This window comes from Sphingomonas mesophila (assembly GCF_003499275.1).
GTDB lineage: Bacteria > Pseudomonadota > Alphaproteobacteria > Sphingomonadales > Sphingomonadaceae > Sphingomicrobium > Sphingomicrobium mesophilum.
On the sequence record NZ_QWDF01000001.1, the window covers coordinates 1,324,752 to 1,337,310 of the forward strand.

The 12,559-nt window shown below is 67.0% G+C and carries 7 protein-coding genes; 6 read left to right on the top strand and 1 reads right to left on the bottom strand.

Annotation, left to right across the window (positions count from 1 at the left end; translation table 11 throughout):
* Nucleotides 1–153: 153 nt before the first annotated feature.
* The 4 genes from D0Z60_RS06765 to D0Z60_RS06780 all read left to right on the top strand — a co-directional run bounded on the left by D0Z60_RS06765 (nucleotide 154) and on the right by D0Z60_RS06780 (nucleotide 10,184).
* Complete coding sequence (locus D0Z60_RS06765; RefSeq protein ID WP_118857540.1) at nucleotides 154–4,812, top strand: Calx-beta domain-containing protein; 4,659 nt, start codon at nucleotides 154–156, stop codon at nucleotides 4,810–4,812.
* A gap of 37 nt (nucleotides 4,813–4,849) precedes the next feature.
* A complete protein-coding gene (locus D0Z60_RS06770) occupies nucleotides 4,850–7,018 on the top strand; it encodes a primosomal protein N' (RefSeq protein ID WP_118857541.1) in 2,169 nt (722 codons plus the stop codon).
* A 56-nt stretch (nucleotides 7,019–7,074) separates the two neighbouring features.
* Nucleotides 7,075–8,538 carry a DUF1570 domain-containing protein gene (locus tag D0Z60_RS06775; protein ID WP_118857542.1) on the top strand — a complete coding sequence of 488 codons (1,464 nt, stop codon included), beginning with the start codon at nucleotides 7,075–7,077 and terminating at the stop codon, nucleotides 8,536–8,538.
* Nucleotides 8,539–8,633: 95 nt separating this feature from the next.
* Nucleotides 8,634–10,184: a hypothetical protein gene (locus D0Z60_RS06780; protein ID WP_118857543.1), complete on the top strand. Its 1,551-nt coding sequence runs from the start codon at nucleotides 8,634–8,636 to the stop codon at nucleotides 10,182–10,184.
* Here D0Z60_RS06780 and D0Z60_RS06785 read toward each other — a convergent pair.
* A complete protein-coding gene (locus tag D0Z60_RS06785; protein ID WP_118857544.1) occupies nucleotides 10,173–11,234 on the bottom strand; it encodes a bifunctional transcriptional activator/DNA repair enzyme AdaA in 1,062 nt (353 codons plus the stop codon). The genes D0Z60_RS06780 and D0Z60_RS06785 overlap by 12 nt on opposite strands.
* A 77-nt stretch (nucleotides 11,235–11,311) precedes the next feature.
* Between D0Z60_RS06785 and D0Z60_RS06790 the strand changes: the two genes are divergently transcribed.
* Together D0Z60_RS06790 and D0Z60_RS06795 are read left to right on the top strand one after the other, a co-directional pair.
* On the top strand, nucleotides 11,312–11,869 hold the full coding sequence (locus D0Z60_RS06790) for a hypothetical protein (RefSeq protein ID WP_118857545.1): 558 nt from the start codon (nucleotides 11,312–11,314) through the stop codon (nucleotides 11,867–11,869).
* A 135-nt stretch (nucleotides 11,870–12,004) separates the two neighbouring features.
* Nucleotides 12,005–12,559: a F0F1 ATP synthase subunit delta gene (locus D0Z60_RS06795; RefSeq protein ID WP_118857546.1), complete on the top strand. Its 555-nt coding sequence runs from the start codon at nucleotides 12,005–12,007 to the stop codon at nucleotides 12,557–12,559.

The following is a 12,559-nucleotide window of genomic DNA, read 5'->3' on the forward strand; positions in this document are numbered from 1 at the left end:
CCGCAAGTTCCTGATTTCCATTTGAAATCCAACTGTCACACCATTACGCCATGGCGCTCTTGGAGTGGGGATTTCCCAGACCGATTCGCGAACCTTTGACCGGCCTGCCGCAACCCGCGGCGGCCGCGTCCGAACGGCTATGGAGAGCAGGGCATGTCGACGGCGTATTTCAATCTTGGCAGCGGCAACTTCTCGCAGGATTGGTCGAACATCGGTCTTATCACCGTCGACGATAATTGGTCGGGAGTTCCCTCGATCATGGGGTATCGCGGCGACAACCTTTCCAACAACACTTCGACCGATCCGCAGACGGTGACCGGAAGCAGTGACGTCATCGATGTGATCGCGAACCAGCTTAACCCGAACACGCAGACCAGTGGGGGTGTCGCGGAATTCCAAATCACCAATCCGACTGTCGCCTTGCAAGGGTCGGGCACCGCTGACGCGCCTCATCTCGTCCTGCACCTCGACGCGACCGGTCGCCAGAACGTCACCCTCTCGTTCAACGCGCGCGACATCGACGGCGCGAGCGACAACGCGATCCAGAAGATCGCCGTCCAGTACCGGATTGGAGAAACCGGTGCGTGGATCAACCTTCCGGCCGGCGCGATTACGGACGCCACGACTGGGCCAAGCGTCGCAACCTTGGTTACGCCCGTCACCGTCACCCTACCGGTGGCAGTCAACGGTCAGCCGCAGCTGCAAGTCCGCATCATCACGAACGATGCGAACAGTTCGGACGAATGGGTCGGCATCGATGACATCGTCGTCACCAGCCAGCCGCTGGCGGTCGTCCCGGTCAATCCAGGCGAATTTTCGATCAACGATGTTTCGATCACCGAAGGGGACAGCGGCACTGCCGCCATGACCTTTACTGTGACCCGGGCCAACGGCAGCGACGGCGCGGTCGGGGTCAACTGGGCACTTGCCAACATAACGACCGCGGCAGCCGATTTCTCGGGCGCGACCAGCGGCACGCTGAGCTTCGCCGCCGGCGAGACGAGCAAGACCATCACCATCAATGTCGTCGGCGAAACCCTCGTCGAGCCCAATGAGACGTTCACGATCTCCTTGTCGGGTCCGACCGGTGGAGCGTCCATCACCGACGGCTCGGGCGCCGGCACCATCCTCACCAATGAAGCCCCGCCGGTCGCCAACGTGTGGATCAACGAACTCCACTACGACCCTGCCGGGAACCCGGATACCGGCGAATTCGTCGAGGTCGCCGGCCTCGCCGGGACCAATCTCGCGGGCTATTCGCTGGTGCTTTATAATGGCAGCGGCGGTGCGTCATACGCCACCCTGCCGCTCAATGGCACACTCAGCGCCGCGAGCAACGGCTTCGGCTTTGCCAGCGTCGCGGCGCCGGGTCTTCAGAACGGCTCGCCCGACGGCATCGCCTTGGTCGACCCGTTCGGCCGTGTCGTCCAGTTCCTCAGCTACGAGGGTCCGTTTACCGCCACCAATGGCCCGGCGGCTGGCATGACCAGCACCGACATCGGTGTGTCGGAAACCGGCGCGACCGCCGGAACTTCCGTCCAGCTCACCGGCAGCGGGTCGTCCTACGGCGACTTCACCTGGACCGTCGGCCAGTCGAGCACGTCGGGCGGCGCCAATGCCGGCCAGACCTTCCGCTCGGGCACCGATCAGGGGCTGATCCGGATCGGTGACGCCACCGTCGTCGAGGGCGACAGCGGCCAGAGCCTGCTCGCCTTCACCGTCACCCGCAGCGGCGGCTTTGCGACCGAGGCCAGCGTTCCTTACTCAATCACGCTCGGTACCGCCGATACGGCCGACCTGGCGCCCGGCACCCCGCTCGCCGGAACTGTCACCTTCGCGCCCAACCAGTTCACCGCCCAGATCCTCGTCCCGATCGTCGGCGATACGCTCGGCGAACCGAACGAGACGCTCTCGGTCCAGTTCGGCGCGCCGACCGGCAATGCGGCGCTGGTCGACGGCCAGGCGAGCGGAACGATCGTCAACAACGACATCATCCCGCTCACCATCATGCAGATCCAGGGCGAGGGTCATGTCTCGCAATATGACGGCCAGCCGGTGATTACGAGCGGCATCGTCACCGCCGTCGGCGCCAATGGCTTCTACCTCCAGGACGCAACCGGCGACGGCAACGCGGGCACGTCCGACGCCCTCTTCGTATTCACCCGCACCGCGCCCACCGTCGCGGTCGGCGACAAGCTCACCGTCCAGGGCCGGGTCAGCGAATTCGGCAACGATCTGCCGCTGACCGAGCTCGACGTGACCGGCAGCGGCGCGCTCGTCACGCTCGTCAGCACCGGCAATGCGTTGCCCGCCGCGGTTCTGGTGGGAACCGGCGGCCTGACCCCGCCGACCGAAGCGATCGACAGCGACGGCCTCACCGTCTTCAACCCAGCGGTCGACGGCGCCGACTTCTGGGAATCGCTCGAGGGCATGAGAGTGCAGCTCGACCGTCCGCAGGTCGTCGCCGAGAGCTCGGCGTTCGGCGAAACCTACGTCGTCGCCTCGCGCGGCGAAGGCGCGACCGGCATGAACGCCAACGGCGGAATCACCATCAGCCCGGGCGACTTCAACCCGGAGATGATTCAGATCGACGATACGCTGATCCAGGGCCGCGGCTACACCGCCGGGCACAGCGTCGGCGACCAGCTGCCGACCCTCATCGGGGTGATCAACTACAGCTTCGCTCATTACGAGCTGCTGATGACCGAAGTGCCGACGGGCACGGTCAACGTCACGCTGCAGCCGGAGACGGCGGTCTTCGCGGGCGATGCCAACTTCATGACCTTCGCCACGCTCAACGTCGAGAATCTCGACCCGAGCGACAATAAGTATGACGACATCGCGATCGACATCGTCACGCACCTGCGCTCGCCCGACGTCATCGCCATCCAGGAGATGCAAGATAACAATGGCGCGGTGGACGACAGCGTCGTCTCTGCCGAGCAGAACGCGCAGAATTTGATCGACGCGATCTTCGACCTCAGCGGCATTCTCTACGCGTACGCCGACATCGCGCCGGCGGACGACAGCAGCGGCGGCGAGCCCGGCGGCAACATCCGCAACGGCTATCTCTACCGAGTCGACCGGGTCGAATTGGTCGAGGGCAGCCTGACCACGATTCCCGATCCGTCCTTCGACGGCGCCCGCGCGCCGCTGGTCGCGACGTGGAGCTTCCAAGGCACCGAGGTCACCACCGTCAACGTCCACTTCACCTCGCGGCTCGGAAGCGAATCGCTGTGGGGTGCGGACCAGCCGCCGGAGAATGGCGGCGATTCCCGCCGCGAAGCGCAGGGCGATGCGGTCGGCGACTGGATCAACGATCAGCTCGCCACCGATCCGGCGTTCAACGCCGTCGTGCTCGGCGACTTCAACGCCTTCTATTTCGAGGATTCGCTCACCCAAATGACCGGCCTCGTCAATCTCCAGGCAACGCTGCTGCCGGAGGCCGAGCGTTACTCCTATGTGTTCGAGGGCAACGCCCAGCTGCTCGACAACATCTACGTCACCGAGGGGCTGCTCGACGGCGCGGCGGTCGATGGCGTGCACATCAACGCCTATTTCGGAAGCGCCGCGACCAGCGACCACGACCCGCAGGTCGCTCGTCTGCTGCTCGGCACCCGCCCCACCGATGTCGCGCTCGACGACGCAAGCGTCGACGAAAACGCTCCGGCCGGAACCGCGGTCGGCACCGTCTCCGCGCGCGACGCGGCCAATGACACGCTGACCTTCTCGCTGATCGACAACGCCGGCGGCCGCTTCGCGATCAATCCGACCACCGGCGTGCTGATGACGATGATGGCGCTTGACCATGAGGCGCTATCCGCGACCAGCGTCACCGTCCGGGTGACCGACGCCGCCGGCCAGTTCACCGATCAGAGCTTCGCCATCGCCATCGCCAACGTCAATGAGGCGCCCCTCGGAGTCGCCGACTCCGCCGCGGCAAACGAGGATGCGACCAGCGCCAATCTGTGGAGCCAGCTGCTCGCCAACGACACCGACCCGGATGCCGGCGACACTCGCACGATCACCGCGGTCGACACCGCCGGGACGCTTGGGAGCCTGCTGTTCGATCCGGGCACGCAGTCGCTGCGCTACGTCGCCAGCCACGACAGCTTCGACTTTCTTGCACCCGGCGCGACCGTCACCGACACCTTCCGCTATACCGTCACCGATGCCGGCGGGCTCAGCAGCATCGCGACTGTTACCGTCACCGTCACCGGCATCGATGACGGGGTCACCATCCGCGCCGGCAACGGCAACAATGCGGTCGATGGCGGCCCGGGCGAGGACAAGCTCTACGGCGAGAACGGCAACGATACGCTGAACGGCGGCGCGGGCCACGATTTGCTCGACGGCGGCCGCGGCACCGACACCCTCAATGGCGGCATCGGCAATGACGTGCTGATCGGCGGCCAGGGCAATGACGTGCTGACCGGTGGCGCCGGGTTCGATACCTTCGTGTTCGGCAAATCGGGCGGCAACGATGTCATCCTCGACTATGACAAGCTGCGCGACACCGTGCGGCTCGACGACGGCCAGTCGGTCAAGTCGTCGCGCAGTGCCGACCTTAACGGCGACGGCCTCGCCGACCTCTACGTCGAACTCACCGGTGGCGGGTCGATCAGCCTGATCGGAATCGCCTCGCTCGGCGACGTCAAGGTCGAGAGCGCCGGCGCGACCGCGTCGAATCTCGGCTGGCAGGAGCTTGCCGCGACCCCCGCCGAGCTGGTGCTCCAGCCGCACTTCGTCGATCCTTCGGCCCAGACGCTCGAGCACGCCATGCTGCTCAATGCGAACGCTCACGCGCTCTAGCTTGCATGGGTGACGGCGCGCGGCGATGAGGGCGGCCATGCCGCTTCCCCGAGCCCGCGTCGTCACCCTCAATGCCGCGCTCGGGCCCCTCGACTATCGCGTGCCCGACGGGCTCCACGTTGACGCCGGCAGCGTGGTCGTCGCGCCCTTGGGTCCGCGCCAGCTGGTCGGCGTCGCTTGGGAGGCCGAGCGCCTGCCGAGCGGGGAAGTCGGCGACAACCGCCTGCGCCCGCTCGCCGGCCTGGTCGACGTGCCGCCGATCCCGGCCCCGCTTCGCCGCCTGGCGGAATGGACCGCCGACTATTACCTCTCGCCGCTCGCCGCGGTGCTGCGCATGGTGCTGCCGTCGTCCTCGGCGCTGGCCGGGCCCAAAGCGATGATCGAATATCGCCCGACCGGAGTGACGCCCGATCGCTTGACCCCGCAGCGCGCGCAGGCGCTGGAGCGAATCGCCGGGTGCCAGGGCACGGTGCGCGAGCTCGCGGGCCATGCCGAGGTCAGTGAGGGCGTGATGCGCGGGTTGGTCGGGGTTGGCGCGCTCGAGCGGATCGAGGTCGACGGCGATGCGCCCTTCCCGGTCCCCGATCCCGACTTCGCACCGCCCGAGCTCAACTCCGAGCAGCAGGCCGCCGCGGCGAGCCTCACCGCGGCGATCGGAAGCGGCTTCGACCCCGTCCTGCTCGACGGCGTAACCGGCTCCGGCAAGACCGAAGTCTATTTCGAGGCCATCGCCGAGGCCCTTCGCCACGACCGCCAGATCCTTGTCCTCTTGCCCGAAATCGCGCTCACCGAGCCGTTCCTGACCCGCTTCACCGCGCGCTTCGGCTGCGAGCCGGTCGCCTGGCACAGCGACCTGCGATCGTCCCAGCGCCGCCGCGCCTGGCGAGCGATCGCCTCGGGCGAGGCGCGCGTGGTGGTCGGCGCCCGATCAAGTCTCTTCCTGCCCTACCCCAATCTCGGCCTGATCGTGGTCGACGAGGCCCACGAACCGAGCTTCAAGCAGGAGGACGGGGTCCAGTATCACGCCCGCGACGTCGCCGTGATGCGCGCCCATTTCGAGGCTATCCCGGTGGTCCTCGCATCGGCCACGCCGGCGATCGAAAGCAAGCACATGGCTGAGATCGGCCGCTATCGCGAGCTCACGCTGGCCAGCCGCTTCGCGGGCGCCACTTTGCCCGAAATCCGCACCATCGACCTCACGCAGGATCCGCCGCCGCGCGGGCGCTGGCTGGCCCCGTCGCTGGTCGCCGAGCTCGAGGCCAATCTTGCGGCGGGCGAGCAGTCGCTGCTGTTCCTCAACCGCCGCGGCTTCGCCCCGCTGACCTTGTGCCGCACCTGCGGCCACCGCTTTCAGTGCCCTAATTGCACCGCGTGGATGGTCGAGCACCGGCTGATGCACCGCCTCGCCTGCCACCATTGCGGCCACGTCATGCCGCCGCCAAAGGCGTGCCCGGAATGCGGCGAGGAAGATACGCTGGTCGCCTGCGGTCCGGGCGTCGAGCGCATCGCCGACGAGGTCGCGGCGCTGTTTCCGGACGCGCGCGCCGCCCTCGTCACCAGCGATACCATCTGGTCGCCGCAGCGCGCCGCCGAGTTCGTCGCGGCGATGGACGCGCAGGAGATCGACATTGTCATCGGCACCCAGCTGGTGACCAAGGGCTATCACTTCCCCAATCTTACGTTGGTCGGGGTCGTCGATGCCGATCTGGGGCTTCAGGGCGGCGATTTGCGCGCGGCCGAGCGCAGCTTCCAGCAGATCAGCCAGGTCGCCGGGCGCGCCGGGCGCGGCGGCAAGCCGGGCCGGGTGCTGGTCCAGACCCACGACCCCGATGCGCCGGTTATCGCCGCCCTGGCCAGCGGCGACGGCCCCGGCTTTTACGCCGCCGAGACCGAGGCCCGGCGCGAGGCCGCGATGCCGCCGTTCGGCCGGCTCGCGGCGATCGTCGTCTCGGCCGAGAACAATGTCGAGGCGGAAGCCGTCGCGCGCCGCATCGGCCGCTCCGCCCCGCGAGTCGAAGGCATGGCGGTGTACGGCCCGGCGCCCGCGCCGCTGGCGATGCTCCGCGGCCGTCACCGCCAGCGCCTGCTGGTCCACGCCAGCCGCAAGCTCGACGTCCAGGACGTCATCCGCGACTGGCTCGCCGGAGTGGAATGGAGCGCCAAGGTCCGGGTCGCGGTCGACGTCGACCCCTACAGCTTCTTGTGATTGTGCCGCTCCACCGGCTAGATCGGCCGGCACCGGCAAAAGCGAATGGAGTATGCGTGCGTAATCTTTTCCTGGCGTGCTTCGGCAGCGTGCTGCTCGCGCTGTCGGCTCCACTCGGCGCCGCCTGGCACCGAGCCTCCACCCCCCATTTCATCATCTATTCGGAGGAGGATCCAGAGCGGCTGAAGGCGTTTGCTGCCATGCTCGAGCGGTTCGACGCCGCCGTTCGGCTGGCGCGCGGAATGAAGGACCCGCCGGTCGGCGACGGCAACCGTCTTACCGTGTTCGTCGTCAAGGGCCTCGCCCAGATCCAGCGGCTCAAGCGCGGCAGCGGGCGCAACGTCGCCGGTTTCTACCTGCCGCGGGCAAGCGGTTCGATCGCCGTCGTCCCGCGCGAAACCGAGGGCGTGATCCCGGCCGACGTCGTGTTTCAGCATGAATATGCCCACCATCTGATGTTCGCCGACCTCAGCACGCCGATACCCAAGTGGCTGGTCGAGGGGTTTGCCGAATTCTACTCGACCGCCAATGTGGAGGCCGACGGTTCGGTCGGGCTCGGCGAGGCAGCGACCCACCGCAAGGCGGCGTTCAATTTCAAGATCGCGGACGCGCTTCCGCTCAGCAGCCTGTTCGAAAGCGAGTTGCGCAGCAGCGCGGATGTGCACGGCTTCTACGCCAAGTCTTGGCTGCTGACCCATTATCTGACCTTCGCGCCGAAGCGGCGCGGCCAGCTCGATGCCTATGTCGCCGAGTTCGCCCGCGGCCGTTCGTCGCTAGACGCGGCGCGGATCGCGTTCGGCGACCTGCGCGCGCTCGAACAGGATCTGAAAGATTATTACCGGGCAGCCAAGTTCCCCTACCTGACCCTGGCCGCAAACCGCTTCAAGCCGGCCGCGGTGACAGTCGAGCGGCTTGGCCCGGGCGCCGAGGCGGCCATGCCGCTGTACATGCGGCTCCAGTCACGCACCGAGGGCAACCCCGCCGACAACGCCGCCGAAGCCCGGGCGCTCGCTGCCGCGCATCCGTTCGATGCGCTGGTCATGATGACGCTCGCCGAAGCCGAGTGGGTGGCCAAGAATTACAAGGCATCCGAAACCGCCGCCGATCGTGCCATCGCGCTCCAGCCGCAATCGGCCGAAGCCCACATCTGGAAGGGCCGTGCGCTGCTTTCGCTGGCCGAAGCCAAAGCGCCGGGCATTACCTTCGCCAACGCCCGCGGCTGGTTCAACCGGGCCAACCGGCTCGACCCCGAGAACCCCGAGCCGTTGCTTTATTACTACCGGACCTACCAGCTAGGCGGCACCAGGCCGACCGCCAATGCCATCGCCGCGCTCCACTACGCTGCCGAGCTGGCTCCGCAGGACCTTGGCCTCCGGCTCGAATCGGCCCGGCAGCATCTTGCCGACCGCCAGTTGGCGAAGGCCCGCCGGATGCTCGTCCCGGTCGCCTACAGCCCCCACGGCGGCCGCCTGGCGGACGAGGCCAAGCGCCTGCTCACGACCTTGAGCAGCGCCTCCTGAGCCTTGGACCGATGGGCGTTTCGCGCCTGAAAACAATATCTTGCACGGCGCTTTCTCGGCGTTAATGTGCCCCCGATTCTAGGGGAGTGAGCGGGATGAAGACGTTGAGTTGGATGTTGGCCGCGGGCGCGGCCGTGGTCGCGGCGCCGGTCGATGCGGCATGGCACAAGGCCTCGACGAAGCACTTCGTCATCTATGCCGACATTCCTGAGGCCGAGCTGCGCGACTATGCGACCAAGCTCGAGAAGTTCGACGCCGCCGCGCGGATCGTCCGTTCGATGCCCGATCCGGAGCCGGGCGACGGCAACCGCGTCCATGTCTACGTTGTGCCTTCGCTGCTCGACGTCAACCGCACCCTCGGTTCGGCCGATGCAGGGGTTGGCGGCTATTACATGGGCACAGTCAACGGTCCTTACATCATCACCCCGCACAAGGCGCGGCAGGTGCTCGACTATCGCCGGCTCCCACCTGAGACGGTGTTCTTCCACGAGTACACCCACCATCTGATGCTCCAGAACACCAACAAGCCGATGCCGATGTGGCTGACCGAAGGCTTCGCGGAGTTCCTTGCCAATCCGATTTTCAATGCGGACGGCTCGGTCTCGCTGGGCACTCCGGCAAACCATCGCGCCGGAACGCTGATCAAGGGCCGCTGGGCACCGCTGCCCGATCTGCTTGGCGGAAATATGGTGACGATCGGCTATGCCGGCTTCGCTCACCAGAATTATGCCCAGGGCTGGCTGCTCAACCATTATCTGGCGTTCGAGCCGTCGCGCAAAGGCCAGATCGACGCCTATGTGAAGCGCATCGAAGCCGGCGAAAATGCGCTGACCGCGGCAAAGGCAGTGTTCGGCGATCTCGGCGTGCTCGAGGGCCAGTTGCGCGCGTGGCTTCGTCAGGCGCGCCTGCCGTCGCTGCGGATTGACGGGTCCAAGCTAAACGTCCCGCCGGTCAACATTGCGCCGATGAGCGATGCTGCGTCGCAAATCATGATGCAGCGCATCTACGCCAAGACCGGTTATGGCGCGCTCAGCAAGAAGCGCGTGCTCGACAATGTCCGCTCGGTCGCGACGCGCGCGTCGAACGACACGTACGTCATGCGCACGCTTGCCGAAGTCGAATATGACAACAAGAACTTTGCCGAGGCGGAGAAGGCGGCCGACGCAGCGCTTCGTGCCGACCCGAAGTCGACCGAAGCGATGATGTTCAAAGGCCGGGCGCTCCTTGGCCGTGCCCGCAAGGCCAATGACGCGAACCTCGCCCGCGACGCGCGCAACTGGTTCGTCAAGGCCAACAAGGCCGACAAGGAGGATCCGGAACCGCTCTACCTCTATTATCGCAGCTTCCGCGACATCGGCCAGACCCCGCCGGCCAGCGCGCTGGAGGGGCTGCGCTACGCCGCTATCCTCGCCCCGCGCGATTTCGGCCTGCAGGTCCGCCTAACCCGCGAATATCTGCTGCAGGGCAAGCTCGCCGAGGCCAAGGAGGCGATCCGCCCGCTCGCCTATCTGCCGCACGCCGGTCAGGGCCGGCAGAACGACGCGCTTCAGATCTTCCGCGCGATCGAGGCGGGCAACGCCAAGGAAGCGCAGCGTTTGATCGACAAGGACTACAAGCCCGACGACGATTGGGCGCTAAAGCTCTAGCGCTTCCTGCTCCGACCACTGCGCGCCCTCTGCCTTGAGCAGGGCGCGCTTGGCGTCCAGCCCGCCGGCATAGCCCCCGAGCGATCCGTCCGAGCGGATCACCCGGTGGCACGGCACCAGCACCGCCACCGGATTGGCGCCGTTGGCCGAGCCGACCGCGCGGGTTGCCCCGGGCGCTCCGACCGCCGCGGCAATCTCCGCATAGCTGCGCGTCTTGCCGGCGGGAATGTCGCGCAGCGCCCGCCACACCCGCTCCTGAAAGGCAGTCCCGGCGACGTCGAGCGGCAGGTCGTGGGCCGCCGGCCTCGCGATCAGCGCGACGACCGCATCCGCCCACGGCGCCATCGTCCCGTCGTCTGCCACCACCGTCGCCAGGGCGAACCGCGCGCGCAGCCGCTCGGGATCCGTGTCGAAGCTGATCCAGCAGATGCCGCGATCCGTCGCGGCGATCAGCAGCGGCCCGGCAATACTGTTGCGCACCGCGAAGCGGACCGTGGCCCCCTTGCCACCGTCGCGCCACGCGGAGGGTGTCATCCCCAGCCGCTTGCCCGCCTCGGCGTAAAATCGGCTCGGCGTTGAATAGCCGCCGTCGTAGATCGCATCGGTCACACTACTGCCCTCCTCCAACTTTGCCGCGGCCCGCCGAGCCCGAAGCGACCGCGCATAAGCCGCCGGCGACACGCCGAGCTCGCGCGTGAATAGGCGCTGGAAATGGTGCGGCGCATAGCCCACCGCCCCTGCCAGCTCGGCCAGCGCCGGCGGCGCCTCGGCCGCTTCGATCAATTCGATCGCGCTTGCCACTGCCGTCCGGTCGCGCCCGACCGAGTCTGGCAGGCAGCGTCGGCACGCGCGAAAGCCCGCTGCACGTGCCTCCTGGACACTGGCGAAGAACGACACATGCTCGCGCTTCGGCCGCCGCGCCGGGCAACTTGGCTTGCAATAGATGCCGGTGGTCGAGACTGCTCCGATCACCCGCCCGTCCCACGACCGGTCGCGGCGTTCGAAAGCGGCCCAGGCCGCCATTTCGTCGATCGTCGAAGTCATCTTCATCGCCCTATCATACGGACGCTGTGGGAGCAGCGCTTCCCGCGCCTTGCGCTCAAAACAAGTCCCGCTAGCCTCGGGCCATGGAGCAGGCTCTCGTTTTCGCCTCGATCATCGTCGGTGTGGCGATCAGCGACCTGATCGTCAGTCTCCATCGCCTGTTGCGCAGCGGAGTGCCGGTGAAATGGCACTGGGCTCAGCCGTGGTTCGCTATGCTGATCCTGCTGCTCAATCTGATGGTCTGGTGGAGCATCGTCGGTGAGCCAAAGGAGCGGCTCACCATCGGCGAATTCGTGCCGACCATCATTCATCTCATCATGCTCGCCCTGCTGACCATCGCCGCATTGCCCGATCGCCTGTCGCCTGAAGGTGTGGACCTCGCGGCCTTCTATCAATCCAATCGCCGCTACCAGTGGCTCCTGCTGGCGCTCGCACTGGCGTGGAGCATGGCTGTCGACGCCGCCGCTGCAGTCCGGGAGGGGGCGGGTCTGCTCGAGGCCCTGCTTCCGGAGCTGGAGGACGGAGTCGTGCTGTTGGTGATGGTCGCGCTCGCCTTTGTTCGCCGTTGGTGGCTGGTCGGCGCGGGGATGGCGCTGCTGTCACTCGGACCGATCGGCTGGCTGTCGCGAAGCATCGGCTGACAACCCCGGACACTGCGCCTTGCATCACTCCGCGACCCTTGCTAGGGGCGCGCCAACCCATCGGGGGCGCGCGATTTTCTCGCATCGCCCCGCTCACAGCATGGGGCAAAACTCTTTGTCTGGAGCAATCGGCGCGTGGAGAATTCCGGCGGCATTCAAGCCAGCCTAGCGGGGCGTTACGCCACTGCTCTGTTCGGCCTCGCCCGTGACGAACAGCAGATAGACGCGGTCAGCCGCAGCCTTGACACGCTTGAGGCGGCGCTCGCCGAATCGGCCGATCTGCGGGCCTTGGTGTCGAGCCCGATGGTCGGCCGTGCCGACGCGTCGCGCACCATCGCTGCGCTCACCCCCACACTCGGCCTCGACCCGCTCACCGCCCGCTTCCTCGGAGTGGTTGCGGACAACGGCCGGCTTGGCGAGCTGAAGTCGATCATTCGCCTCGTCCGGGCGCTGGCCGGCGAGCATCGCGGCGAGACCGTCGCCGAGGTCGCCTCGGCCCATCCGCTCGACGACGCCCAGATCGCCGCATTGAAGACCCGCCTCAAGGCCCGCCTCGGCCGCGAGGTGACGATCGATTCGACCGTCGACCCGTGGCTCCTCGGCGGAATCGTCGTGCGTCTGGGAAGCCAGATGATCGACGCCTCGATCAAGACCAAGTTGAACACTCTAGCTACGGCCATGAAAGGCTAA

Coding starts and splice junctions, on each gene's coding strand:
- D0Z60_RS06765 (WP_118857540.1), top strand. CDS start 154: ATGTCGACGGCGTATTTCAATCTTGGCAGCGGCAACTTCTCGCAGGAT.
- D0Z60_RS06770 (WP_118857541.1), top strand. CDS start 4,850: ATGCCGCTTCCCCGAGCCCGCGTCGTCACCCTCAATGCCGCGCTCGGG.
- D0Z60_RS06780 (WP_118857543.1), top strand. CDS start 8,634: ATGAAGACGTTGAGTTGGATGTTGGCCGCGGGCGCGGCCGTGGTCGCG.
- D0Z60_RS06785 (WP_118857544.1), bottom strand. CDS start 11,234: ATGAAGATGACTTCGACGATCGACGAAATGGCGGCCTGGGCCGCTTTC.
- D0Z60_RS06790 (WP_118857545.1), top strand. CDS start 11,312: ATGGAGCAGGCTCTCGTTTTCGCCTCGATCATCGTCGGTGTGGCGATC.